Genomic DNA, 24,471 nt, shown 5'->3' on the forward strand with positions numbered 1-24,471 from the left:
CTTAGTTCTTTTTAAATGGTAAACCGAAGTGAGTTAATAATGCTTTAGCTTCTTTATCTGTTTTCGCAGTAGTAACGAAAGTGATGTCCATCCCCTGGATTTTTTTCACTTTGTCAATTACGATTTCAGGGAAGATAATCTGCTCAGTAATACCTAAGTTGTAGTTACCTCTACCATCGAAACCATCAGCTTTGATACCAGAGAAATCTCTGATACGTGGTAAAGCAGAAGCAGTAAGTCTGTCTAAGAATTCATACATCTGATTTCCTCTTAAAGTAACTTTTGCACCTACAGGCATACCTTTTCTCAATTTGAAAGCAGCTTCGTCTTTCTTAGAGATTGTACCAACGGCTTTTTGACCTGTGATATTTGTAAGCTCTTCTACAGCATAATCAATGATTTTTTTGTCTGCAGTAGCATCACCTAAACCTTGTGATACAACGATTTTCTCTAATTTAGGTACTTGCATTACTGACTTATACCCGAATTCTTCCATCATTGCAGGAACAATTGTCTCTTTATATGCTTTTTTGGGTCTTGCTATATATTCCATGTTAATTCAAATTATAAAGTTTCACCCGTTTTTTTGTTAATTCTTACTTTCTTATCTCCTTCGATTTTGTAACCGATTTTGATAGCTTTTCCGTCTTTACCAACTAAAGCTACGTTTGAGATATGAATAGAAGCTTCCTTTTCAGTAATTCCTCCCTGAGGATTAGAAGCTGAAGGCTTAACGTGTTTTTTAACGATGTTAAGTCCTGCAACGATTACTCTTGGGTCTCTACCTTCTTTCTTGATCACTTCAATAACTTCACCAGTCTTACCTTTGATATCTTTCTTACCAGTAGTAATGATGACGTTATCTCCTCTTTTTATTTTTAACTTTGACATTTCTTTTAAAAATTTTTAAAATTAAAGTACTTCAGGAGCTAATGAAATGATTTTCATATATTCTTTGTCTCTCAACTCACGAGCAACTGGTCCGAAAACACGCGTTCCTCTCATTTCTCCCGCTGCGTTTAGTAATACACAAGCATTGTCGTCGAATTTGATGTATGAACCATCTTTTCTTCTTACAGCTTTTTTAGTTCTTACTACTACAGCTTTAGATACCTGACCTTTTTTAGCGTTTCCAGATGGCGTAGAATCCTTGATCGTAACAACGATTTTATCACCAACTGAAGCATATCTTCTTCTGGTTCCTCCCAGAACTCTGATCACTAGTACTTCTTTAGCACCTGTGTTATCAGCAACTTTTAATCTTGATTCTGTTTGTAACATTATTACTTAGCTTTTTCAATGATTCTTACTAATCTCCATCTCTTGCTCTTGCTCAAAGGTCTAGTTTCCTGGATCAAAACTGTATCACCTTCTGTGCATTCGTTGTTCTCGTCGTGTGCAGTATATTTTTTCGTTTTCAAAACGAATTTACCGTACATCGGGTGCTTTACTCTTGTAGTTTCGCTAACAACAATAGTTTTTTCCATTTTATTGCTGGAAACCACTCCGATTCTTTCTTTTCTTAAATTTCTATCCATTGTAAAATGAAATTATTGTTTGTTAGTTAACTCAGTATTTAGTCTAGCGATTGTTTTTCTCAAATCTCTGATTTGAATCGGGTTTTCAATTGGGCTGATTGCATGAGCCAATTTCAATTTAGAATATTGAGCTTTTGCTTCAGTTAATTGAGCTTGAATATCACCCGCGCTTAAATTTTTAATATCAGCTTTTTTCATTGTATTCAAAGATTAAAGAGGTTTAACAAAATCGTTAGCAACGATGAATTTAGTAACTACTGGTAATTTTTGTGCAGCAAGTCTTAAAGCTTCCTTAGCGATATCGTAAGGCACACCTCCAACTTCGAACATAATTTTACCTGGTTTTACTACAGCTACCCAGTATTCAACAGCACCTTTACCTTTACCCATACGTACTTCCGCTGGTTTCTTAGTAATTGGCTTATCCGGGAAGATTTTGATCCATAGTTGACCTTCTCTCTTCATATATCTTGTCGCAGCGATACGAGCTGCTTCAATCTGTCTTGCAGTGATCCAAGCTCCTTCCGTTGCTTTGATCCCAAAAGTTCCGTATGCAAGTTGACTACCTCTTTGGGCATTCCCCTTCATCTTCATCTTATGAACTCTACGGAATTTGGTTCTTTTTGGTTGTAACATAATTTCTAAATTTTAGATTTTAGATTTTAGATTTTAGATTTTTTTTATTTTAAAAAAGTAACGGTAATTTAAAATTCAAAATTTCTAATCTAAAATTTTAATTATTATTGTTATTGTTGTTGTTTTTTCTAGGTCTTCTGTTGTCTCTGTCTCCTCCTCTGTTTCCTCTGTCTGACTGACCTCCTTTTTTCTGTTGTCCCACTAGTGGAGAAAGTTCTCTTTTACCGTAAACTTCACCTTTCATGATCCAAACTTTTACCCCTAGTCTACCGTAAGTAGTGTGAGCTTCTGCCCAGTGATAATCGATATCAGCTCTGAAAGTTGACAATGGAATTCTTCCTTCTTTGAAAGATTCTGATCTTGCCATCTCAGCTCCGTTTAATCTACCGGAGATTTGAACTTTGATACCTTCAGCACCCATTCTCATAGTACTTGCCATTGCCATTTTAACAGCTCTTCTGTAAGAAATTCTGTTTTCAATTTGCTTAGAAATACTATCAGCAACTAATACAGCGTCTAATTCAGGTCTTTTGATTTCGAAAATGTTGATTTGAATATCCTTACCAGTCAATTTCTTCAACTCTTCTTTCAATTTATCAACTTCCTGACCTCCTTTCCCGATGATAAGTCCCGGTCTAGCAGTAGTAATAGTTACTGTAACTAATTTTAAAGTTCTTTCAATATAAATTTTTGAAATACCACCTTTAGATAATCTAGCTTCAAGGTATCTTCTGATTTTGTAGTCTTCAGCGATTCTGTCTCCATAATCGTTTCCACCAAACCAGTTAGAATCCCATCCTCTGATGATACCTAATCTGTTACCAATTGGATTTGTCTTCTGTCCCATACCTTGATTAATTTTCTTTGTTACCTAAGATTAATGTAACGTGGTTAGATCTTTTTCTGATTCTATACCCTCTACCTTGTGGAGCTGGTCTTAGTCTCTTCAATTGTCTTGCACTATCCACAAATATTTCTTTAACGATAAGGTTTGCTTCCTCAATGTCAGCACCTTCGTTTTTTACTTGCCAGTTAGCCATAGCAGAAAGAAGTAATTTCTCTAACTTGTTAGAAGCATCCTTCTTAGAATATTTTAGGATATAAAGTGCTTTGTCTACCTGCTCTCCTCTAATGATATCAGCAACTAATCTCATTTTTCTTGGAGAAGACGGGCAATTATTTAATGAAGCTTTTACAACGTCTTTGTTAGCTTCTTTTCTTGCGATTGAACTATCTTGTTTTCTTGATCCCATGATTATCTGCTTCCTTTGTTTTTGTTACCACCATGACCTCTGAAAGATCTTGTTGGAGAAAATTCGCCTAACTTGTGACCAACCATGTTTTCTGTAACGTAAACAGGGATAAAAGATTTCCCATTGTGTACAGCAATAGTTTGTCCTACGAAGTCCGGAGAGATCATAGATGCTCTAGACCAAGTTTTGATAACTGTCTTCTTACCAGACTCTATATTTGCCTGAACCTTCTTATCTAAAGTATGATGAATGAACGGTCCTTTTTTAAGTGATCTTGCCATAATTATTTTCTTTTAGATACGATGTAACGGTTAGACACTTTGTTTTTCTTTCTAGTTTTGTAACCTTTAGCCGGTTTACCGTTTCTAGATCTTGGGTGACCTCCTGAAGAACGTCCTTCACCACCACCCATTGGGTGATCTACCGGGTTCATTACAACCGCTCTTGTTCTTGGTCTTCTACCTAACCATCTGCTTCTACCAGCCTTACCTGATACAGTTAATTGGTGATCTGAGTTGGAAACAGAACCAATCATTGCCATACATTCAGTAAGGATCATTCTTGATTCTCCTGAAGGCAACTTGATGATTGCATATTTCCCATCTCTGGAAGTTAATTGAGCTGAAGAACCAGCACTTCTTGCTAAAATTGCACCTTGTCCAGGCTTCATTTCAACACAAGAGATTACAGTACCCAATGGAATATTTTTCAATTTCATTGCGTTACCTACGTTTGGTTCAACGCTTTCTCCTGATACTACTTTCTGATCAACTTTGATACCGTTTGGAGCGATGATATATCTCTTCTCTCCGTCTGCGTACTCTAATAAAGCGATAAATGCAGTTCTGTTTGGATCGTATTCTACAGATTTTACAGTGGCTTCAACGTTTGCTTTGTTTCTTTTGAAGTCAATAATTCTGTATTTCTTTTTGTGTCCACCTCCGGTGTAACGCATGGTCATTTTACCTGTTTGGTTACGTCCACCTGACTTTTTAATACCAACTGTTAGAGATTTCTCTGGTTTGTTGGTAGTAATTTCCTCAAAATTGTTTACAATTCTGAATCTCTGTCCCGGGGTGATAGGTTTTAATTTTCTAACAGACATTACTATTATTTATAATTAATAATTAATTTACAGCAAAAATATCGATAACCTCACCTTCAGCAAGTTTGATTACCGCTTTTTTCAATTTATTTGTCTTTCCTACTTGAAGACCTTTTTTAGTGTATTTTGAAGAAACCTTCGGAGCATAAATCATTGTGTTAACGTCTGCTACTTTTACACCGTAAGCCGCTTCAACAGCTTTTTTGATCTCGATTTTATTCGCCTTAGGATTCACTAAGAAAGAATAAGAACCTCTTAAATCTGTAAGGTAATTAGCCTTTTCTGAAATAACTGGTTTAATAATAACTGACATGATTTATTTCTTTAAATTTTCCTGGAATTTTTCAACTGCACCTTCAAAGAAAATAATCTCACCAGCGTTTACTAAATCGTAAGAACTGATCTCGTTGAAGTTCATTACTTTAGTTTTAGGCAAGTTTCTTGAAGATAAATATACATTCTTGTTAGCTTCAGGAAGAACGAATAAAGATTTTTTACCGTTAAGTTCCAATGCATTCAATACATTGATGAAATCTTTAGTCTTAGGAGCATCAAAGCTCACATCTTCTAAAACTTTAATGCTGTTGTCTCTCATTTTCTGAGATAAAACAGATTTCTTAGCTAATCTCTTAAGAGCTTTGTTCAATTTGAATCTGTAGTCTCTTGGTTTTGGTCCGAATACTCTACCTCCACCTCTGAATACCGGAGATTTGATATCACCGTATCTAGCAGATCCTGATCCTTTTTGCTTCTTAAGCTTTTTAGTAGAAGCCGTAATTTCGCTTCTTTCTTTTGCTTTATGAGTACCTTGTCTTTGAGCAGCAAGATACTGTTTAACTTCTAAGTAAACCGCGTGCTGATTTGGCTCAATTCCGAATACTGTTTCGTCTAGAGTTACTTTTCTTCCGGTCTCTTTTCCTGATGTATTTAATACTACTAGTTCCATTTTCTGATAATTACATAAGAATTTTTAGCTCCCGGAACAGCACCTTTTACTACTAAAAGATTTTGTTCTTGATCAACTTTTAACACTTGAAGGTTTTGAACAGTTACCTGCTTACCTCCCATTCTTCCAGCCATTCTCATCCCTTTGAATACTCTTGAAGGGTCTGAACCAGCACCGATAGAACCTGGAGCTCTAAGTCTGTTGTGCTGACCATGAGTTGCCTGCATTACACCTCCAAATCCGTGTCTTTTAACAACACCCTGGAAGCCTTTACCTTTTGAAGTTCCTGTTACGTCAACATATTCACCTTCAGCGAATAAATCAACTTTTACTTCTTCTCCTACTTTTACTTCATCAACGAATTCTCTGTAGAATTCAACTAATTTAGCTTTAGGAGCAGAACCAGCCTTTTTAAAATGGCCAGCTAACGCTTTACCAACGTTCTTCTCACTCTTGTCATCGAAACCTAACTGAACAGCTTTATAACCGTCTTTTTCTAAGGTTCTGACCTGTAAAACCGAGCATGGACCAGCTTGAATAACTGTACAAGGAATGTTTTTCCCTTCTTCGTTAAACAAAGATGTCATACCGATTTTTTTACCAATAATACCTGACATTGTTTATATTATAATAAAATTTATCCTTTATTTTTCCCATTTTTCGGAGGTCTGAAGCAATTTCTACTTTTGATATAGGCATACTACGCCCCTAAAATGAGTGTGCAAATTTATGAATAATTTTGTAACTGACAAATATTTCGACTAAAATATTTTGATTTTTAATCAATTAGATGATTTTGAAAAAATTCAGAACAAAATTCCCAACAATTTATTTTGATTTTTAAAAAGAAATTAAGATGAAGACCTTACTGCGTGATCACCTTCACCCCCACTTCTTCCAGCCCAGCTCTATCCTCAGCACAAATACCACTATCTGTTATAAGATAATCCACCTGATCCAATGCCGCTATCTTTCCGAATCCTTTCTTATTCAATTTTGAAGAATCCGCAAGAATCACCGTCTGATCAGCACACTCCATCATAATCTGATTCAAATGAGCTTCCGCAGCATTAGAAGTACTGATTCCGAACTCAGGATCAATTCCATCTACTCCCAGAAAAAGTTTATTACATGAAAATTGTTTTAGAATTCCTTCTGAAATAGAACCCACTATAGAAGTAGAGCTTTTTCGCACTTCACCTCCCAGCTGTATAATATTAATGTTGGGATTATTGCAAAGTTCAATAGCAACCCGTAAAGAAGAGGTCAATACCGTAAGCGGTCCAAAATTCACCAGCATCCTGGCAAGATAATGCATGGTTGTTCCGGATGCCAGTATAATGCAGTCATTTTCCTGAATCAATGACAGCGCTGCTTTTGCTATAACCTGCTTTGCTTCTACATTGATACTCTCTTTCTCCCCAACATTTTTTTCATAAGCATATCTTACCTGCTTACTCGCTCCTCCATGATTCCTGAAAAGAAGCCCCAGACTTTCGAGATAGTTCAGATCCTTTCGGATCGTAACCGAAGAAACATTGAGCTTTTCACATAGATCCTGAACAAGCACATATCCTTTCTCATTAAGCTCTTTAAGTATTTCATCCTGCCTTGGTAATAGCTTTTCCATTTTATTCGTTTCATCAAAATTATCGATTTTTTCCGACATGCTAAAATTTCATTTATTTTCTTTTTGCTTTCATTTTTAATTTATATATTTGAAAACGAAACATAAACGAAACATTTATGAAACGAAACGAAGAACTCAATAAATTAACCCAAGTAAAAGAATGGGACTTTATAGTCATAGGAGGAGGAGCCAGTGGTTTAGGTTCAGCATTAGATGCAGTAAGCAGAGGATTCAAAACATTATTGCTAGAATCTCATGACTTTGCAAAAGCAACATCCAGCAGAAGTACCAAACTGGTACACGGCGGAGTTAGATATCTCGCTCAGGGAGATGTCGGATTGGTAAAAGAAGCATTGAAGGAAAGAGGATTACTAGCAAAGAACGCAGCTCATATCGTAAAAAATCAGTCTTTCATCATTCCAAACTATACATGGTGGGGAGGAATTTACTATAAAATAGGATTATCTGTTTATGACTTTCTTGCCGGAAAACTGAGCCTGGGTAAAACGAAATACATCAGCAAAGCGAAAACAGTTGAAAAGCTTCCCACTATTGAACAAAATCACTTAATGAGTGGTGTTGTTTACCAGGACGGACAGTTTGACGATGCCCGACTTGCAATCAACCTTACCCAAACTATTATTGAAAAAGGGGGAAGTGCTGTTAACTATGTAAAAGTAACTAACCTTTTGAAAGATGCTTCCGATAAAGTAATAGGTGTAGTTGCAGAAGACCAGTTTTCTAAGCAGCAATATCAGATACACGGCAAAGTAGTCATCAACGCAACCGGTGTATTTACGAATGACATTCTTAATATGAACAACCCTAAGCATGGTAAACTTGTAGTACCAAGCCAGGGAATTCACCTTGTGCTGGATAAATCCTTCCTGAAAAGTGATGATGCTATCATGATCCCGAAAACATCTGACGGCAGGGTTTTATTTGTTGTTCCGTGGCATGACAGGGCTTTAGTAGGAACCACAGATACTCTTTTAAAGGATGAAAGCTTTGAACCCCGTGCACTGGAAGAAGAAATCAGCTTTGTTTTAAACACAGCAAGACAATATTTAGCAAAAAAGCCCACGCGTGAAGATGTAAAATCTGTTTTCGCAGGTCTTCGTCCGCTTGCAGCTCCTAAAGACGGAAGCAAAAGCACAAAAGAGGTTTCCCGAAGCCACAAAGTCATTACTTCAGAGACAGGATTAGTTTCTATCATCGGAGGAAAATGGACTACCTACCGTAAAATGGCAGAAGACACCGTAGACGAAGCTATTAAAGTTCACAGATTGGGAAATACCCCATCAAAAACAGAACATCTTTCTATCCATGGAAATGTAAAACCCGAACAGGTAGACAGAACCAATCATCTGTACGTGTACGGCTCTGATATTCCAGCCATCAGAAAATTACAGGAAAGTAACCCGCGTTATGCTCAAAAGATCCACCCGGATCACCCTTTCACGGTGGCAGAAGTGGTATGGGCTGTAAGAGCAGAAATGGCAGAAACCATTGAAGATATTCTGGCAAGAAGAGTACGCTTACTGTTCCTCGATGCAAGAGCTGCTATAGACAGCGCTCATAATGTAGCAAGAATCATTGCTGAAGAGAAAGGTTATTCTGAAGAATGGTCTCAGCAGCAGGAAAATGAATTTATTGAACTGGCAAAAGGGTATTTATTAACACCTTATTCCCCTAAAGTTATCAACCTAAATTAGCACTATAATACATGAATGAAAAGCTTATCCTCGCTCTAGATCAGGGAACAACTTCCTCCAGAGCGATTCTCTTCAACCATAGTGGAGAAATTAAGTATGTATCTCAGAAAGATTTCAGACAGATATTTCCTACTCCGGGTTGGGTAGAACACGACCCCAACGAAATCTGGTCTTCACAGATATCCGTAGCCGCAGAAGTTATTGCAAAAGCAGGTATCTCCGGACTGGAAGTTGCCGCTATCGGAATTACCAACCAACGTGAAACTACCATCGTCTGGGATAAAGAAACCGGTGAACCTGTCTACAATGCTATTGTATGGCAGGACCGCAGAACTTCAAAGTATTGTGACGAACTGAAAGAACAGGGGCATGCAGAAACAATCAAAGAAAAAACAGGACTTGTTCTGGATGCTTACTTTTCAGCAACCAAGTTAAAATGGATCCTGGACAATGTAGAGGGAGCAAGACAAAAAGCTGAAGAAGGAAAACTATGTTTCGGAACTGTTGACACATGGCTTGTCTGGAAACTTACCCGTGGAAAAATGTTTATTACAGATGTTTCCAATGCCAGCAGAACAATGCTTCTTAATATTCATACCTTAGAATGGGATAATGATTTATTAGAATTATTCAACATCCCTAAAAACATTCTCCCCAAAGTAAAGCAAAGCAGCGAAATATACGGAGAGACTGCTACAACTCTATTCTCTACCAAAATTCCAATTGCAGGTATTGCCGGTGACCAGCAGGCTGCCTTATTCGGACAGATGTGTACCACTCCCGGAATGGTAAAAAACACTTACGGAACAGGATGTTTCTTATTAATGAATACAGGAACGGAAGCCGTTTCTTCTAAAAACAATCTTCTAACAACCGTAGCCTGGAAAATCAATGGAGAAGTAAATTATGCTCTTGAAGGAAGTGTATTCGTAGGAGGCGCTGCTATTCAATGGCTGAGAGACGGCCTTAAGCTAATTCGTTCTTCTGATGAAGTAAATAGATTGGCTGCTTCTGTACCAGATAATGGTGGCGTTTACTTTGTACCTGCGCTGACAGGTCTTGGCGCTCCTTACTGGGATCAGTACGCCCGTGGAACAATTGTAGGAATCACCCGAGGAACAACTGATGCACATATTGCAAGAGCCACCCTGGAAGGAATTGCATTTCAGGTTTATGAAATTGTAAAAGCGATGGAAGCAGATTCAGGAAGAGCAAGTCTTGAATTAAGAGTAGACGGCGGTGCTTCTGCCAGCGATCTTCTGATGCAGATACAGTCTGACCTGTTCGGTTTCAAAACCACAAGACCTAAAACACTTGAAACAACAGCATTAGGAGCAGCTTATCTTGCCGGACTAGCTGTAGGATACTGGAAAAGCATTGACGAAATCCAGGAACAATGGATTGTAGACAAAGATTTTCATCCTCAATTAAACAGAGAACAAGTGGATAAAATGACCCACTTCTGGAAGAAAGCTGTAAAAAGCGCTCAAAGCTGGATAGAAGATTAACTCACTCATTAAAAAAACTTATATGACCCCATTTATTGCAGAAGTTATCGGAACGATGCTTCTTATACTATTAGGCAACGGTGTTGTAGCCAATGTTGTCTTAAAAGATACGAAAGGAAATAATTCCGGATGGATTGTTATCACTACCGCATGGGCACTGGCCGTGTTTGTGGGGGTAACCGTTGCAGGGCCAATAAGTGGAGCCCATCTGAATCCGGCTGTAACCATTGGTCTTGCAACTGCAGGAAAGTTTTCGTGGGATCTGGTTCCCTCTTATATTGCAGCCCAAATGATCGGCGGAATGCTGGGTGCATTTTTAGTATGGCTGTTTCATAAAGATCATTTTGCCATCACGGAAGATGAAGGCGCAAAACTGGCATGTTTCAGTACAGGCCCGGCAATCAGAAAAACATCGTCCAATCTTATCAGTGAGATTATCGGAACATTTGTACTGGTATTCTGTGTCTTCTATTTTGCCAATCCAAGCATTACTTTACAGGCAGATCCAACGGCTAAAGTAGGATTAGGTTCTATTGGAGCAATCCCCGTTACATTTGTAGTCTGGGCAATAGGCTTATCTCTTGGAGGAACTACCGGATATGCCATTAACCCGGCAAGAGATCTTGCGCCAAGAATCATGCATACCATTTTGCCTGTAAAAGGAAGCAGTGACTGGAGCTACGCATGGATTCCGGTAGTAGGTCCGATTACAGGAGCTATTATCGCAGCAGTACTATATGGATTTTTAAAATAAACACATGATGAGAAAAATCTTAAAAGGGATCTTCTTTCTTGTTTTAGGAACAGGAAAGCTACTTTCACAGGAAAATGCTGAACCCAAGGAAACGAAAGAAGGAAGACTTGATTTTACGGCCAACATTCAGAACAATCACTTATGGAGAGGTCTTATTATTACTGATAAACCTGTTGTAATGGGAAATCTGTCGTATGCTCTGGATGAAGAGAAAAAATGGAAGGTAGGAATCTGGGGAGCATCTGCACTGGCGGATGATAAAGACAACACCCATTATAAAGAGATCAATTATTATATTCAATATTCTGACGGTCGTTTTTATATTGGGTTATGGGATCTTTATAACTCCAGGAACATCAATACTGCAGTAGCTGCAGATGATATTTTCAGTTATTCACAGAGAAGAACTGCTCATATTATTGATTTAAGAACCAACTATACTTTCGGGCCGTCATTTCCGATCAATATTGAAGCTGATATCATGCTGTACGGAGGAGCCAATGCAGGAGAAGTTATTCTTGAAGCTGACGGAAGCTACAAAAAGAACAGATATTCTACCTATGTGCAGGCAAGCTATCCTGTTATTAAGGGACAGAAAGTAAATCTGGATGCATTTGTAGGAGCCGGATTTGCTCTCAATGACAAAACGTTTTTATACGGCAATGGCCAAAACAGCTTTGACATCGTAAATGTAGGCGTAAAAGCCGGAAAAACTGTTAAGATTACGGATCATTACAGTCTTCCGGTATCCATGATGGCCATGTGGAATCCATCCAATAAGTTTGCAAGGATTCAGCTTGCAGCCACCGTTTTTTAATCTGATTTGAACTCAATGATAAAAAGCCACTTCTTTAAGGAGTGGTTTTATTTTGATGAAACACCTTCCAGCCAAAGAAAGTAAACCGTTTTGCAACTCCATTATCCAGGCCTTCTATTTGATAATTTACAACAACCGTGTTTTTACAGTGAATGTTTTCCTTAAAAATCTTTACTTTTGAAAAAAATATCTATGAAAAAGTTTTTCAGTGTAATAATTCTGTGCATCAGTATTTTTACATGGGCACAGCAGACAGAAGTTCCATTTATTGGATACAGAGCTTTTGATATTATGAAAGGATATAGCGGTACTGGTACTCCTCATTATTATCTGGATCTAAAAAACAATGGTGATGTGCATTTTGGATACGTCCAGGTGAATCAGGCGAGCGGAGAAGAAACAACGGAGGAAATCAATGCCGGAAAATATGCTCCGAATAAGGTAATGAAAGTGGTCTTTAAAAAATATGAGGAAACATTTTTCGTGAAATTTGATAAAGATAAAATCTACCTTACCGATGAAAAAGGAAACGTTAAGAATCTTGAAGGCTGCTGCTCATCCACTGAGAGCATCAATAAAGAAACCTGTACATGCGAAAGCGAATTTTTAAAGTAGTACAATAATATACAAAGAAAGCCATTCCATCCGGGGTGGTTTTTTTGTTGTGAGATATCATCCTGAAATTGCAAAAGGATACTATGATAATTTTCCGTCTGCAAAAACTTTATACATTTGTTACAGTTCATCTTCATATAGTCGAGTCTCATTCTCCAATCACCGGGATTTTACGGTATATATTCTGCCAAAATATCTTTAATTTTGAAAAGTCATTTTCACCGATGAAAAATTTAAAAATTTTATTTCTATTTCTTTTGTTCCTTATTGCGTCATGCAACAGGAAAGAGAATCATCCTTACACTTTTTATTACTGGAAAACCAAACTGAAGCTTGATAATGCAGAAAAGAAAGCATTGGATAAAGCAACAGTTCCTTATTTGTACACCAGATTCTTTGATGTAGATAAAGTGAACGGAAAATTTCAGCCGGTAGCAGTGATTACCAAAGACCAGAGTTTTCAGACAGGCAAGAATATCGTTCCTACGGTTTTTATTACTAATCAGACCTTGTTGGATATCTCTGCAGAAGAGATCCGATTTCTGGCAGAAAGCATTCACCTTTTAATTCAAAAGAAAGCAGAAGAATATCACCTGAAAACCAATAATGAAATTCAGATCGACTGCGACTGGACCGCCGGAACACGAAATGATTATTTTAAATTTCTGAAAGAACTCAAAAGAATTTCCGGAAAAGAAATTACCTGTACCCTTCGTCTTCATCAGGTGAAAGACAAAAAGCAGACTGGAATTCCTCCCGTCGGGAAAGTATACCTGATGTGCTACTCTACTTCGTCACCTCTTGAAAACTCTGATAAGAATTCTATTCTGGATGTCAATATTCTGAAAAGTTATCTTTCGAAAATAGAAGATTATCCTGTCAAAAATATTGAAGTGGCACTTCCGATTTATTCGTGGGGAATTGTTACCAATCATTTGGGTAAACATAAACTGATTAATGCATTATCCAAAAAAGATCTGGAAAACTCCGATTTTAAAAAGATTTCAGATCACGAAGTTGAAGTTTTGAAAGACGGATTCTACTTCGGAAGTTATTTGAATAAAGGTTTCAAAATAAAGGCAGAGGAAATATCCGAAGAACAAGTTAATGACGTTATTGAGTTTTTACAGAAAAAAATCCCACATTTTAATATTATTTATTATCAATTAGATAGTAAATTTGTGTCAGACCGGAAATTTTAATCTCTAAGAGATAGAGGCACACTTGCCAGAACACTACATCATACAATATTAAAACTAAAAAAACACTGCACACCCTATGAAAAAGTATATTCTTTCACTTGCGGTTGTATCACTTTTCTATACACAATCTGATGCCTGCGCGTGGTCAGATCCTGATTATGATTACTTCAACCTTTTTACGCAAACCATTATCAAGGACAAGACTTATCTTCCTTTTCTGCATAATTACTCAAGCAGGTTTTATGGAGGATATAACTCAGCACTGATTCCTGATGACAATGTGGAAACATGGAAAAAGTTCTTCAACAATCAGCTGAGCTATTCTGAAACCCAGAATCTGGTGTATAAAATAAGCATGAACGACCTGAATGCTTTAAAGAACGGAAATCCTTCCAACCCTCTTTTACAAAAACTGGGCACCGGCTTTTACCAGAAATATAAGGAAGGAATTGATTATCTGATTGAGGCCAAGTATCTTGAGCCTTTTATGAGCATCAATTATATAGAAAGTGAAAACTCATTCTATTACGACAGAGATACGAGCAGAAAAAATGCTACAGCTCTTGATTACAATAAAACGATCGCTGCTTTAACCTCGTTATACAATGCGGCGAGAAATCCTGAAATCAAACAGCGTTACGGATATCAGCTGGTACGCCTGAATCATTATACAAGAAATTACGATTCTGCCGTGCAGGCTTTCAAGACCTATGTTGCTCCCATCAAACTAAAAGGAACAGTTTACTTCATGTCTCTGGACCAGCTGGCAGGAGCACAAAGAGGACTGGAAATGAACAGTGATGCCAACTGGAACTTCTTTCAGGTATTTATGAACAGCAAAGACCGTAAGGAATCTGCTTTTGTCTCGATGAAACTTTCAGACACCGCATCTTTCAGCAATATTCTGAAAAGAGCCAATACGAATGAAGAAAAAAATATGGCTTATTTCCTCTTAGGATACGAGGAATTCAACAATCCTGTTCCGATGATGGAAAAGATGTATGAAATTGATCCTGATTCCGAAATTCTGAAGGTAATGGCCGCCAGAAGTATCAACGAACTTGAAAGAAGTTATCTGCCTACCTATTACTATACTTCCGATGCTCAAAAAGCAGCTACTAAAGAAAATTCAACGGATAATTCCGCAAAAGATAAATCTACAGATCAAACAAAAACTGAAGGAAAGGAAGAAAAACTTTCTTTCTGGCAGAAAATTGTAAGATTCTTTAAAAATCTTTTCGGAGGTTCGAAATCTGACAAAACTGGCGATAATGCTAAAGCTGACCAGAGTGATGACGAGCTGTTCAGCAACCCGGACAGAATCCCTTTCTACACCAGAACAGGTTATTATTACGACGAAAAAACGCAGGACTTCCTGGACAGCCTTGAAAAGTTCACAGATAAAACAAAAGAAAAGTCTAAAGACGAATACTGGCAGATTGCAGATGCTTATCTTAAGTTTTTAAAGAAAGATTATAAACAAAGTTCTGAAATTCTGAATGACATTAAAACGACCAATCCGGAATACCTGGAAGAAATCAAAAGAATGAAAGTTCTGAATGATATTGTTTCCCAGCCGAAAATTGATGCGGAGTATGAAGATCATCTGATGAAAGACTATGCGGAATACTTCGTAGAGAAAAAGGTAGAAAAAGATTCAACAGCTGCAGCTCAATTCGATTATTATGGTGAAGTACCTTCTACAGCGGATTTCCTTAAGGATGTTATTGCGAACCGTTACTTCCTTCAGGGTGAAGACGGAAAATCATTCCTGATGAATAATAAGCTTTCGGACCTGCAGTACAACCCGAATTCCAGTCTGGTAAAAAGCGTGGAAGAGTTTTACAGAAAGCCAAATAAAACCCAGTTTGAGCAGCAGATCATCGCGAAAAACATGGACAGTGTAGGTAATATTGATGCCTTCTTCAGTACCATTTATGGAGACAGAGCGATGAGACTTGCCGATTTTGAAAAAGCAAAAGCTTATTATGAAAAAGCAAAAAGCTTTGCTGGCATTCCAAGACAGAATTATGAATGGACAGAAAAGAATGGCCAGACCATCACTCCAAAACAATATGCTCCTGCAGAATACAACGGATTTAAAAATATCTCCAATCTTGTCTTCGGACATAATGTGTGGGAAAGTTTTGGAAGCCCCGATACCGAAAGTATGAAAGCAGAAAATTATACAGATTTCCCTTTCATCAAAACAAGTATGGATAAACTTGAGCTGGCAGATGCATTGATTCAACTGAAAAAGATTGGAAACGACACAGGTGAAAAGGCAGCAAAAGCCAATCAGCTTATCGGAAACTTATTATACAATACTTCTATTTTAGGGTATTACCGTCAGTTGTTTGTTATGGATATCGACAACAGCAACGGAGGCAAATATGATTTCTGGAATACGGACAGAAAGAATCCTTACAAATATTATTATAAAAACTTCCTTGATACTTCTTATATTGAACCAGATAATTTTGACCTGTCAATCAATTATTATCAAAAAGCACTTAAGCTTTCCAATAATAAAGAGGAAAAAGCAAGAATCTTATTCCAGATGGCAAGTGCTGAACAGGGTAAATATTATCAGTATGAAGCAAAAGCACCAAAAGATTTTGATTATTCTGATCCGAAATGGTCTGAAAAAGAAGATGCCCAACAAAAGGAAATGGACAATCTAAAAAACCAGAAGTACAGAACCTATTTTGCTCAGCTGAAAGCTCAGTATTCCGATACCGAGACAACAAAGAACTTAATGGGAAGCTGTAGTTATTTTAATTATTTTATGAGATAATTTTGTCACAAATAAAAAAATAAAGGATCATATTGATTCTTTATTTTTTTATTTGTGGATTGAAAAAATTCATAAAACTTTGATCAAGATCTTTCGCCAATTTTATAGATCCCAAGGTATTGATGTGCTCCTTATCATAGTAAAAAACGGTATCATTAATATAAGGGGCGGTCTCGAATATTCTGCTTTTAGAAACATCATATACATATACATTTTTATATTTCTTAGAGAGATCATTTAAAAACAGATTGTCACTCTTATTATATAAAATGTCATATTCAAATTTATTTTTCCTGATAAAACTATTATTAATTCTCAAAGGACTGTGATCCAGCTTAGGAAAACTCTTGATAAAAATTATTTTCTGATCGCCATTCAAATTAGCAACCATTTTTTCTAAAGAACTTTTTAAAGACGGAACCCTTGTATAACCTATACTATTGATAATAATAACTTTATTTTTCTTAATATTTTCCGTTGTTGCATTGGCAAGCTTTCTCGAATTTTCGTAAAAAAACAGATCTTTTTCAGGAATTTCTGATTCATTAATTCCTTCTACGGCAGGATATCCGTCGCACGTAATAGTATTATACGAAAAATGATGCTTCTTACCAAGATAATTCAGAAAAGGCTTTAGCATCAGGGCATGGCTGTCACCAATTAAAAGAATGCTGTCATTTTTAGAAATATCACCAAACTTTTCTACCTGCCCATCATAATGAGATTTTATCCCAAAAAATGCTTTGGAATAATATTCCGGAATTGCATTTACTTTAGTGATAACCGGCAGAAAATAAGTATACAATAGAAGAACAGCCGTTGCCGGAAGAAAGATTTTATAAAATAATTTAGACTTTGCAACCCGTAATTTTGTTTCAATAAAAGTGTATGACAGATAAGATAAGATAAAAGTGGCCACGCAGACAATAAAAATTTGTGTGACAGAAAAATCATAAGTATCGAATTTATACCTGATAAATGCCATCACCGGCCAATGCCATAAGTATAAAGAATAAGATAATTCGCCAATATAAACGGGAATTCTTTGTCCTAAAAAATCGCTAACCATATTATTCTTTAAGCTTAATAATCCCGCAGCCGCAATACACGGAACCAATGCTAATATACCCGGAAAATTACTGTTTTCGTTAATCACAAATGAGCAAACCGATAATACAACAACACAAAATACAGCGATAATATTTTGTTTTTTCCTTTTTATTAAATCTAAATTTCCAAGGCTGATACTAAAAAACGAACCTACCAAAAACTCCGGAATTCTAGCCGAAAGAGAGAAATAGGTATGGCCTTTACTATTCCAGAAAATGAGTTTGTAAGTGGTGTATAATGATAAGAAAATGATTAAACCCAAAATAACCGCAGGAAGATACTTTTTATTGATAAAAATAAGCAGCAAGGGAAGGAAAAAGTAAAACTGCATTTCTACAGATAAGGACCACGTGTGCAGCAATGGGTTTTCGACCATCTTGGCACCAAAATATGAATTACCCGCAGAAAAATGATTATTCGAAATAAATATTGCTGATTTTAAGATCGACTGTTTCAGGGTATTAATATCAACAGACATGTAAATATAGCTCCCGACAAGGCTGATACAGAGCAAAACAAAAAAATAAACCGGCACTATTCTCTTTAATCTTTTTGAATAAAAATCAATAAAACTAAATGTTTTTTTTTCTTTTTGATGAAGAATAATAGAAGTCATAAGGTAGCCTGAAATGACAAAAAAAACGTCAACCCCAAGAAAACCTCCCGGCAGCCATCCTGAATTTAAATGAAATATAAAAACAAGTAAAAAGGCCACTGCCCTCAGACCCTGAATATCACTCCTAAAATGCATCCGCAAATATAAATATTTATATCAACATTTTACTATTCGAATTTTTTCTGTCAAAAAATTGATTTAAATGTAAATTATTACTTATTTTAATCATTACATGATTTGAAATATTTCATAAACAAAAATTCAGTTTATTTTATGTATTAACTTCGGTATTTGAGCCATTCTTCATGTTTTCTTTTAAAGAAATCATATTTGTAATCCTGATTTCGCTGTGCGGCATCAATAGAATGGGAAGTATGAATATCTGCATCTTTTTTGGCAAGCTCTCCCAGCCTTTCATAGTAAATATGGAGCTGATCCAGTTCTGCTTCTGTAAGGTCTTCAATATCCACAATACGATTGCTTGCTTTTTCGTGAGCCGCAATAAGTTCATTGAGTTTAATCTGTATGGCTTTGGAGTCTTTGTTCTGAGCTTTCTGAATCAGGAATACCATCAAAAAAGTAATGATTGTAGTTCCGGTATTGATTACCAGCTGCCAAGTTTCGGAATAATCAAAAAAAGGTCCGGTTACCGCCCATAGTACTACGATAAGAAAAGCTCCCATGAAGGCATATGGGCTTCCTGTAAATTTTACAGCCCAGTTTGAAAATTTCTCAAAAAAGCTATGGTTCATTTTTCCCATCATCGTTGTTTTATAGATTGATTAAATGTATAAAATTAACAGGAATCAGGGATAATAAATACTGACAAAAAAAACATTAAAACAGAAGTCTGTCTTAATGTTTTTTAATTAAAATTGATATGAATGATTGAAATTATATTATTTGATTTTTTCCGGGAAACGATATTCCAGGTTTTGTTTTTCTTCTGCTATGATACTTTTTCCGATTTGAGCAGGTGAAAAAGTTTTTGGATACAATGTATTATTCCAATGATCTTTCCAGGGAGAAATATTACCCCAAGAGTATATGCTTATGGGATTTGTATAATGTTTTTCAATATTTTCCCTGGCTGTTTTCAGTTCTTCTTCAGACAAATGTTCTTCGGAACAGGAGGCCAGAGCAGCTCCGGCAAATAATACTGAGAATATTTTTCTGGTAATTTTCATGCTATTTTTTTGTGTTAGAATTTATAGTTTACCTGTACAGCAAAGTTTCTTGGCTGAATCTGATCAATATATCCTCCTCTGAAATAAGAACTGTATCCTACACTATCAAAGATATTGTTAAAGAACACTCTTATTCCCATTCCATTTTTCAGTGAATATCCTGCCTGAGCATCCACTGTGGTATATTCCGGCATATCGAAAGGTTTATCTCCAGGTTTCACACTGTTCAGGTGACCTGCTGTAAATGTCTTCTGAGTCCATTCGTCAACCGGTCTTTTTCCAACATAATAAATTCCTGCTCCTATATCAAGTCCCGATAAAGTCCCCTTATTGAATTTATAATTCAACCACCCGTTTGCGGTGTTTTTAGGAGCGTTCATGGGAGCGGATCCGTTCATATAAGCAGGGCTGTCCTGGTATTGAGCATCCAGATATGCCCATCCTGACATCACCTGAAGGTTTGGAAGAATTCTTCCGATCAATTCTACTTCCACTCCTTTTCTTCTAAGATTTCCTGCAAGACCATACATCGTTTGCTTGTTGATGACAACAGGGTTATAGTTTTCATCAAGAATAGTGAAAGACAGGTGATCAGTTTTAATGTCAAATACTGTAACATTAAATCTTAAACGCTCATTAAACCAGTCTGATTTAATACCAGCTTCCCACTGTTTAGTCATTGATGGGCCTACTCTTCCTCCATCTAAAAGGAAGTTATTGGAAGATCTTAAAGAGGTTGTAGTGGTATATGATCCAAATACATTAACGTTTGGAAGTGGTGAAACAATCAATCCGAAATTAGGATTCCATGTATCTACAGACTCATTGGCAGATCCGTTCAGTCTGCTGTAACGAATTCCTAAATGTGCCTTTACATATTTCCCGATAGTCATCACATCCTGAGCCATTGCACCGATACTTGGAGTTAAAATAGCATTTGATCTTCCCAGATTTTTATAGATGACATTTACCGGAAGCTGATTTGGAATGCTTCCGTTTACTACGTCAAAAATATCAAGTGGATTAGCCGCATAGGTTATGTTTCCTATTTTTGTGGCACGTGCAGTAATTAAATTACCGGGTGCGATTGAGTTTTTATATGCTTCGTAGGTTGTAGATGAAGTTTCAGTTTCTCTCCAGTCAAAACCAACCTGGAATGTATGGTTGATAAACCCTGTTTTTATCTGTTCTCCGATAAAGTCTAACTGTAATACTCTATTGATATCTTCACCCTGTGATTTTCCAATGGTACGTTGTCTGATATTATAGTTGGTTTCACCTGCGGGTAATGATACGGATGAAGCTTCAGAGTCTGTATTGCTAACAGAATTAACGAAAGCAGCTCTCACTTTTAATTTATCCGTAAGGTTACGTACAATCGTAGTGGCAAAGTTGAAAGTCTCAGCTTTTGAATAATCGGATGTATATCCTAAGAACTTACCTTTGGGCATATGATACAATGCTTCTACAGTTCCCGGAGCAAGGTTGATTGTTCCTCTGTCTGGTGTTCTTTTATCATGCAGATAATCCATTTCCACATTAATGTATGTTTTATCATCCGGACGGAAAGCTATCGATGGATTTACGTAGATTCTTTCTCCCTTTACATGGCTTCTGAATGAATTGTTATTCTGATAGGCACCATTGAATCTTACAGCAAATTTGCCCTGAGAATCCAATACTCTCTGGAAATCTACCGTAGGTCTGTAAAAATCCCAGCTTCCGTAACGGAATCCTACATTGGTCTGGTCAATAAACTGTGGTCTTTTTGTTACAACATTGATAACTCCTCCTGCAGATCCCAATCCATTTCCTATTCCCTGACCAATTGCGGCAGATCCCTTGATTACCTGAATACTTTCTACTCCCTGCATATCTGTGATCATCCCTGCAGTACGGAAATCTGAATCCAGCTGAACACCGTTTTTCAGTACGGGAACGCCACGATATCCTCTTATGGACATACTCTCGTTTCCTCCACCATAACTAGAAAATAAAGTTACTCCCGGAACGTTTTTGGCAACATCAGTGACTGTAAGTGCTCCTAATTCTTCAATTGCTTTATGGGAAATTACTGAAATACTCTGAATCTGGTCTCTGGTTTTCAAAGGCAATCTCGTGATTGCATCAAGACCTTGCGGCTGTTTCTTTTTTTCACCAAATAATTCTACTTCTTCAATTTTCTTGTGTTTAATTGAATCATTTACTGTCTGTGCATTGGCCAGAACTCCACCCAATACAAGCAGAGAAAAGGATACTACTTTATTCATCTGATAATTTTTTACAAAATTATTATTTTTATTAATTCTAAATAAATAAAGAAGTGTGACATATGTCACCATGAAAAGCCCTGTTAATATCAGATCATTAATCCAATAAGATGACTCATTACAATCATCAAACATATCTGATCTATTATTAAGACAAATCCTTTAAAGCTTTTTTATGATTACAGAAATTTCAATTCAAAAAAAGCAGATTTAATGCATTACAAACCTGCCTTTTTGCTATTGATGTAGTTATATAAAATAGCATATACATAAAAAAATCCGTTCCTTTTTAGGAACGGATTGTATAATCATTGCAAAGTATGCATTTATCACACTTTAATTTCAACGTCTACACCTGAAGGAAGTTCTAATTTCATTAGAGCATCAACAGTTTTAGAAGAAGAAGAGTAGATATCCATTAGTCTCTTGTGAGCTGAAAGTTGGAACTGCTCTCTTGCTTTCTTGTTTACGTGCGGAGATCTCAATACTGTGAAGATTCTCTTATTCGTTGGCAATGGAATTGGACCGTTTACAACAGCACCAGTAGCCTTTACCGTTTTTACGATTTTCTCAGCAGACTTGTCTACCAAGTTGTAATCGTAAGATTTTAGTTTTATTCTGATTCTTTGTGACATTTCTTTAATTTAAAAATTAACCTTTTGCTTTAGCTATGATTTCTTCAGCAACGTTTTGTGGAGTAGCCTGGTACTTCTCTAATTCCATAGAAGAAGTAGCTCTTCCTGATGAAAGTGTTCTTAGAGTCGTTACATATCCAAACATTTCAGAAAGTGGAACAGAACCTTTGATTACAACAGCACCGTTTTTCTCTTCCTGACCACTGATAGTACCTCTTCTTTTGTTAAGGTCACCAATGATGTTACCCATATATTCTTCCGGAGTTACAACTTCCAGTTTCATAATAGGCTCCATAATTACTGGCTTAGCAGCACGTCCCGCTTCTTTAAATCCTAATTTAGCAGCCATTTCAAATGAAAGAGCATCAGAATCCACTGCGTGGAAAGATCCATCTTTAAGAGTAACTTTAATACCTTCAACTTCGAAACCAGCCAATGGACCGTTCTTCATTGCAGCTTTAAATCCTTTTTCAATAGCAGGAACAAATTCTCTAGGAACGTTACCACCTTTGATCTCATTGATGAATTCTAAACCAACTTTACCTTCGTCTGCAGGTCCTAGTTCAAATACAATGTCAGCAAATTTACCTTTACCACCAGATTGTTTTTTGTAAACTTCTCTGTGTTGAGCAACTTTTGTTAAGTTTTCTTTGTACTCTACCTGAGGTTGTCCCTGGTTTACTTCTACTTTGAACTCTCTTTTCATACGGTCAACAATGATATCTAAGTGAAGCTCACCCATACCAGAGATAATCGTTTGTCCAGAAGCTTCGTCAGTTCTAACAGTAAACGTAGGATCTTCTTCTGCCAATTTAGCTAAAGCGTTACCCATTTTATCCTGGTCAGCTTTAGTTTTAGGCTCAACAGCGATACCGATTACCGGATCAGGGAAAACCATAGATTCAAGAACGATTGGATTTTTCTCATCACACATCGTATCACCAGTTTTGATAGACTTGAATCCTACCGCTGCACCAATATCACCAGCTTCAATATATTCTACCGGGTTTTGCTTGTTAGCGTGCATCTGATAGATTCTTGAGATTCTTTCTTTATCTCCTGAACGAGAGTTCAAGATGTAAGAACCTGCATCCAGTCTTCCAGAGTAAGCTCTGAAGAATGCTAATCTTCCCACAAACGGGTCAGTAGCAATCTTAAATGCAAGAGCTGCGAAAGGCTCATCTACAGATGGCTTTCTTGTGATTTCAGCGTCTGTTCTTGGATCAGTACCTTTGATATCATCCTTATCTAATGGAGAAGGCAAGTATTTACATACTGCATCCAACATAAACTGTACTCCTTTGTTCTTGAATGAAGAACCACAAGTCATTGGGATAATAGATAAATCGATAGTAGCAGCTCTCAATGCAGCATTGATTTCTTCTTCTGTAATTGAATCCGGATCTTCAAAGAATTTCTCCATCAAAGTTTCGTCATATTCAGAAACAGCTTCTACTAGTTTCTCTCTATATTCAAGAACTTCATCTTTCATATCTTCAGGAATTGGCACTACTTCGAAAGTAGCTCCTTGTCCTGCTTCATCCCAGATGATCGCTCTGTTTTTAATTAAGTCAACAACACCTTTGAAATCTTCTTCAGCACCGATTGGTAAAACGATTGGAACTGCGTTAGATCCTAACATTTCTTTAACCTGGTTTACCACGTTAAGGAAGTCAGCACCTTGTCTGTCCATTTTGTTTACGAATCCCATTCTTGCAACTTTGTAGTTGTCAGCAAGTCTCCAGTTTGTTTCAGACTGAGGCTCTACTCCATCTACTGCAGAGAATAAGAATACCAATCCATCCAATACTCTTAAAGATCTGTTTACCTCTACTGTGAAGTCAACGTGTCCCGGTGTATCAATGATGTTGAAGTGGTAAGGTTTAGTTTCTGGTAAAGCTTTTCCTTGATCTGTTGGAAAGTTCCAAGAACAAGTGGTAGCTGCAGAAGTAATAGTAATACCTCTTTCTGCTTCCTGCTCCATCCAGTCCATTGTAGAAGCACCATCGTGAACCTCTCCAATTTTGTGGTTTACCCCTGTATAGAATAGAATCCTTTCTGTAGTGGTAGTCTTACCTGCATCAATGTGAGCAGCGATACCAATATTTCTTGTGTATTTAAGATCTCTTCCCATTTC

At 36.8% G+C, this 24,471-nt stretch carries 27 protein-coding genes; 7 read left to right on the forward strand and 20 right to left on the reverse strand.

Translation table 11 applies throughout. The features are described 5' to 3' along the window. Position 1 precedes the first annotated feature (1 nt). From rplE to BW946_RS15320, 14 genes are all read right to left on the reverse strand, one after another. On the reverse strand, positions 2-553 hold the full coding sequence (gene rplE / locus BW946_RS15255; RefSeq protein WP_034694682.1) for a 50S ribosomal protein L5: 552 nt from the start codon (positions 551-553) through the stop codon (positions 2-4). Between the two features lie 11 nt (positions 554-564). Beyond that, positions 565-891 carry a 50S ribosomal protein L24 gene (gene rplX, locus BW946_RS15260; RefSeq protein WP_047427597.1) on the reverse strand — a complete coding sequence of 109 codons (327 nt, stop codon included), beginning with the start codon at positions 889-891 and terminating at the stop codon, positions 565-567. 21 nt (positions 892-912) lie between these two features. Further along, on the reverse strand, positions 913-1,281 hold the full coding sequence (rplN, locus tag BW946_RS15265; protein ID WP_002983226.1) for a 50S ribosomal protein L14: 369 nt from the start codon (positions 1,279-1,281) through the stop codon (positions 913-915). A 2-nt stretch (positions 1,282-1,283) separates the two neighbouring features. Continuing rightward, positions 1,284-1,538, reverse strand: a complete 255-nt coding sequence (gene rpsQ / locus BW946_RS15270) for a 30S ribosomal protein S17 (RefSeq protein ID WP_027371715.1) — start codon at positions 1,536-1,538, stop codon at positions 1,284-1,286. A gap of 12 nt (positions 1,539-1,550) precedes the next feature. Beyond that, positions 1,551-1,736: a 50S ribosomal protein L29 gene (gene rpmC, locus BW946_RS15275; protein WP_027381309.1), complete on the reverse strand. Its 186-nt coding sequence runs from the start codon at positions 1,734-1,736 to the stop codon at positions 1,551-1,553. A 12-nt stretch (positions 1,737-1,748) separates the two neighbouring features. After that, the gene (gene rplP / locus BW946_RS15280; protein ID WP_076596996.1) at positions 1,749-2,174 is read right to left on the reverse strand and encodes a 50S ribosomal protein L16; all 426 of its coding nucleotides are present in this window, start codon (positions 2,172-2,174) and stop codon (positions 1,749-1,751) included. A 97-nt stretch (positions 2,175-2,271) separates the two neighbouring features. Next, the gene (rpsC, locus tag BW946_RS15285; protein ID WP_034694675.1) at positions 2,272-3,021 is read right to left on the reverse strand and encodes a 30S ribosomal protein S3; all 750 of its coding nucleotides are present in this window, start codon (positions 3,019-3,021) and stop codon (positions 2,272-2,274) included. A gap of 7 nt (positions 3,022-3,028) precedes the next feature. Next, positions 3,029-3,427: a 50S ribosomal protein L22 gene (gene rplV, locus BW946_RS15290; protein WP_002983214.1), complete on the reverse strand. Its 399-nt coding sequence runs from the start codon at positions 3,425-3,427 to the stop codon at positions 3,029-3,031. Between the two features lie 2 nt (positions 3,428-3,429). Then, a complete protein-coding gene (gene rpsS, locus BW946_RS15295) occupies positions 3,430-3,708 on the reverse strand; it encodes a 30S ribosomal protein S19 (protein WP_002983209.1) in 279 nt (92 codons plus the stop codon). A 2-nt stretch (positions 3,709-3,710) separates the two neighbouring features. Continuing rightward, a complete protein-coding gene (gene rplB, locus BW946_RS15300) occupies positions 3,711-4,532 on the reverse strand; it encodes a 50S ribosomal protein L2 (protein ID WP_027381305.1) in 822 nt (273 codons plus the stop codon). A gap of 22 nt (positions 4,533-4,554) precedes the next feature. After that, positions 4,555-4,845 (reverse strand): 50S ribosomal protein L23, encoded by a 291-nt coding sequence (gene rplW / locus BW946_RS15305; RefSeq protein ID WP_002983204.1) that lies wholly within the window; start codon positions 4,843-4,845, stop codon positions 4,555-4,557. 3 nt (positions 4,846-4,848) lie between these two features. Continuing rightward, a complete protein-coding gene (gene rplD / locus BW946_RS15310) occupies positions 4,849-5,478 on the reverse strand; it encodes a 50S ribosomal protein L4 (protein ID WP_034694672.1) in 630 nt (209 codons plus the stop codon). Next, the gene (gene rplC, locus BW946_RS15315) at positions 5,469-6,095 is read right to left on the reverse strand and encodes a 50S ribosomal protein L3 (protein WP_002983195.1); all 627 of its coding nucleotides are present in this window, start codon (positions 6,093-6,095) and stop codon (positions 5,469-5,471) included. Before rplC ends, rplD begins: the two co-directional genes overlap by 10 nt. A 248-nt stretch (positions 6,096-6,343) precedes the next feature. After that, complete coding sequence (locus tag BW946_RS15320) at positions 6,344-7,108, reverse strand: DeoR/GlpR family DNA-binding transcription regulator (protein WP_076597031.1); 765 nt, start codon at positions 7,106-7,108, stop codon at positions 6,344-6,346. Between the two features lie 116 nt (positions 7,109-7,224). Here BW946_RS15320 and BW946_RS15325 point away from each other — a divergent pair, with 116 nt between their 5' ends. The 7 genes from BW946_RS15325 (at position 7,225) to BW946_RS15355 (ending at position 16,516) form a co-directional block, all read left to right on the forward strand. Next, on the forward strand, positions 7,225-8,823 hold the full coding sequence (locus BW946_RS15325) for a glycerol-3-phosphate dehydrogenase/oxidase (protein ID WP_076596997.1): 1,599 nt from the start codon (positions 7,225-7,227) through the stop codon (positions 8,821-8,823). An 11-nt stretch (positions 8,824-8,834) separates the two neighbouring features. Then, entirely contained in the window at positions 8,835-10,331 is a 1,497-nt protein-coding gene (gene glpK, locus BW946_RS15330) for a glycerol kinase GlpK (protein ID WP_076596998.1), read from the forward strand. Positions 10,332-10,353: 22 nt separating this feature from the next. Beyond that, positions 10,354-11,085: an MIP/aquaporin family protein gene (locus tag BW946_RS15335; protein WP_076596999.1), complete on the forward strand. Its 732-nt coding sequence runs from the start codon at positions 10,354-10,356 to the stop codon at positions 11,083-11,085. Positions 11,086-11,089: 4 nt separating this feature from the next. Then, complete coding sequence (locus tag BW946_RS15340; RefSeq protein WP_083688895.1) at positions 11,090-11,902, forward strand: hypothetical protein; 813 nt, start codon at positions 11,090-11,092, stop codon at positions 11,900-11,902. A 192-nt stretch (positions 11,903-12,094) separates the two neighbouring features. Then, positions 12,095-12,517: a hypothetical protein gene (locus BW946_RS15345; protein WP_076597001.1), complete on the forward strand. Its 423-nt coding sequence runs from the start codon at positions 12,095-12,097 to the stop codon at positions 12,515-12,517. 224 nt (positions 12,518-12,741) lie between these two features. After that, positions 12,742-13,719 carry a hypothetical protein gene (locus BW946_RS15350; RefSeq protein ID WP_076597002.1) on the forward strand — a complete coding sequence of 326 codons (978 nt, stop codon included), beginning with the start codon at positions 12,742-12,744 and terminating at the stop codon, positions 13,717-13,719. Positions 13,720-13,795: 76 nt separating this feature from the next. Then, on the forward strand, positions 13,796-16,516 hold the full coding sequence (locus tag BW946_RS15355; RefSeq protein WP_076597003.1) for a hypothetical protein: 2,721 nt from the start codon (positions 13,796-13,798) through the stop codon (positions 16,514-16,516). 40 nt (positions 16,517-16,556) lie between these two features. Here BW946_RS15355 and BW946_RS15360 read toward each other — a convergent pair whose 3' ends face one another. From BW946_RS15360 to fusA, 6 genes are all read right to left on the reverse strand, one after another. Beyond that, entirely contained in the window at positions 16,557-18,377 is a 1,821-nt protein-coding gene (locus BW946_RS15360) for an acyltransferase family protein (RefSeq protein WP_076597004.1), read from the reverse strand. Between the two features lie 143 nt (positions 18,378-18,520). After that, complete coding sequence (locus BW946_RS15365) at positions 18,521-18,994, reverse strand: low affinity iron permease family protein (RefSeq protein ID WP_083688898.1); 474 nt, start codon at positions 18,992-18,994, stop codon at positions 18,521-18,523. Positions 18,995-19,141: 147 nt separating this feature from the next. Beyond that, positions 19,142-19,429 (reverse strand): hypothetical protein, encoded by a 288-nt coding sequence (locus BW946_RS15370; RefSeq protein WP_076597005.1) that lies wholly within the window; start codon positions 19,427-19,429, stop codon positions 19,142-19,144. Between the two features lie 14 nt (positions 19,430-19,443). Further along, complete coding sequence (locus BW946_RS15375; RefSeq protein WP_076597033.1) at positions 19,444-21,699, reverse strand: TonB-dependent siderophore receptor; 2,256 nt, start codon at positions 21,697-21,699, stop codon at positions 19,444-19,446. Between the two features lie 329 nt (positions 21,700-22,028). Further along, positions 22,029-22,334 (reverse strand): 30S ribosomal protein S10, encoded by a 306-nt coding sequence (rpsJ, locus tag BW946_RS15380; RefSeq protein ID WP_002661363.1) that lies wholly within the window; start codon positions 22,332-22,334, stop codon positions 22,029-22,031. Positions 22,335-22,350: 16 nt separating this feature from the next. Continuing rightward, a complete protein-coding gene (gene fusA / locus BW946_RS15385; protein ID WP_076597006.1) occupies positions 22,351-24,468 on the reverse strand; it encodes an elongation factor G in 2,118 nt (705 codons plus the stop codon). Positions 24,469-24,471: the final 3 nt, after the last annotated feature.

The sequence above is a fragment of the Chryseobacterium sp. RU33C genome (assembly GCF_900156015.1).
Taxonomy (GTDB): Bacteria; Bacteroidota; Bacteroidia; order Flavobacteriales; family Weeksellaceae; genus Chryseobacterium; species Chryseobacterium candidae.

Excerpts from the sequence above, each read along its gene's own strand:
- rpsJ (WP_002661363.1), bottom strand. The coding sequence starts at position 22,334 with ATGTCACAAAGAATCAGAATAAAACTAAAATCTTACGATTACAACTTG.
- BW946_RS15320 (WP_076597031.1), bottom strand. The coding sequence starts at position 7,108 with ATGGAAAAGCTATTACCAAGGCAGGATGAAATACTTAAAGAGCTTAAT.
- rplB (WP_027381305.1), bottom strand. The coding sequence starts at position 4,532 with ATGTCTGTTAGAAAATTAAAACCTATCACCCCGGGACAGAGATTCAGA.
- rplP (WP_076596996.1), bottom strand. The coding sequence starts at position 2,174 with ATGTTACAACCAAAAAGAACCAAATTCCGTAGAGTTCATAAGATGAAG.
- rplE (WP_034694682.1), bottom strand. The coding sequence starts at position 553 with ATGGAATATATAGCAAGACCCAAAAAAGCATATAAAGAGACAATTGTT.
- rpsC (WP_034694675.1), bottom strand. The coding sequence starts at position 3,021 with ATGGGACAGAAGACAAATCCAATTGGTAACAGATTAGGTATCATCAGA.
- rplN (WP_002983226.1), bottom strand. The coding sequence starts at position 1,281 with ATGTTACAAACAGAATCAAGATTAAAAGTTGCTGATAACACAGGTGCT.
- BW946_RS15350 (WP_076597002.1), top strand. The coding sequence starts at position 12,742 with ATGAAAAATTTAAAAATTTTATTTCTATTTCTTTTGTTCCTTATTGCG.
- rpsQ (WP_027371715.1), bottom strand. The coding sequence starts at position 1,538 with ATGGATAGAAATTTAAGAAAAGAAAGAATCGGAGTGGTTTCCAGCAAT.
- rplW (WP_002983204.1), bottom strand. The coding sequence starts at position 4,845 with ATGTCAGTTATTATTAAACCAGTTATTTCAGAAAAGGCTAATTACCTT.
- rplC (WP_002983195.1), bottom strand. The coding sequence starts at position 6,095 with ATGTCAGGTATTATTGGTAAAAAAATCGGTATGACATCTTTGTTTAAC.
- BW946_RS15365 (WP_083688898.1), bottom strand. The coding sequence starts at position 18,994 with ATGAACCATAGCTTTTTTGAGAAATTTTCAAACTGGGCTGTAAAATTT.
- BW946_RS15355 (WP_076597003.1), top strand. The coding sequence starts at position 13,796 with ATGAAAAAGTATATTCTTTCACTTGCGGTTGTATCACTTTTCTATACA.
- BW946_RS15345 (WP_076597001.1), top strand. The coding sequence starts at position 12,095 with ATGAAAAAGTTTTTCAGTGTAATAATTCTGTGCATCAGTATTTTTACA.
- rplX (WP_047427597.1), bottom strand. The coding sequence starts at position 891 with ATGTCAAAGTTAAAAATAAAAAGAGGAGATAACGTCATCATTACTACT.
- glpK (WP_076596998.1), top strand. The coding sequence starts at position 8,835 with ATGAATGAAAAGCTTATCCTCGCTCTAGATCAGGGAACAACTTCCTCC.
- BW946_RS15375 (WP_076597033.1), bottom strand. The coding sequence starts at position 21,699 with ATGAATAAAGTAGTATCCTTTTCTCTGCTTGTATTGGGTGGAGTTCTG.
- fusA (WP_076597006.1), bottom strand. The coding sequence starts at position 24,468 with ATGGGAAGAGATCTTAAATACACAAGAAATATTGGTATCGCTGCTCAC.
- BW946_RS15335 (WP_076596999.1), top strand. The coding sequence starts at position 10,354 with ATGACCCCATTTATTGCAGAAGTTATCGGAACGATGCTTCTTATACTA.
- rplD (WP_034694672.1), bottom strand. The coding sequence starts at position 5,478 with ATGGAACTAGTAGTATTAAATACATCAGGAAAAGAGACCGGAAGAAAA.
- BW946_RS15325 (WP_076596997.1), top strand. The coding sequence starts at position 7,225 with ATGAAACGAAACGAAGAACTCAATAAATTAACCCAAGTAAAAGAATGG.
- rplV (WP_002983214.1), bottom strand. The coding sequence starts at position 3,427 with ATGGGATCAAGAAAACAAGATAGTTCAATCGCAAGAAAAGAAGCTAAC.
- BW946_RS15340 (WP_083688895.1), top strand. The coding sequence starts at position 11,090 with ATGATGAGAAAAATCTTAAAAGGGATCTTCTTTCTTGTTTTAGGAACA.
- rpmC (WP_027381309.1), bottom strand. The coding sequence starts at position 1,736 with ATGAAAAAAGCTGATATTAAAAATTTAAGCGCGGGTGATATTCAAGCT.
- BW946_RS15370 (WP_076597005.1), bottom strand. The coding sequence starts at position 19,429 with ATGAAAATTACCAGAAAAATATTCTCAGTATTATTTGCCGGAGCTGCT.
- BW946_RS15360 (WP_076597004.1), bottom strand. The coding sequence starts at position 18,377 with ATGCATTTTAGGAGTGATATTCAGGGTCTGAGGGCAGTGGCCTTTTTA.
- rpsS (WP_002983209.1), bottom strand. The coding sequence starts at position 3,708 with ATGGCAAGATCACTTAAAAAAGGACCGTTCATTCATCATACTTTAGAT.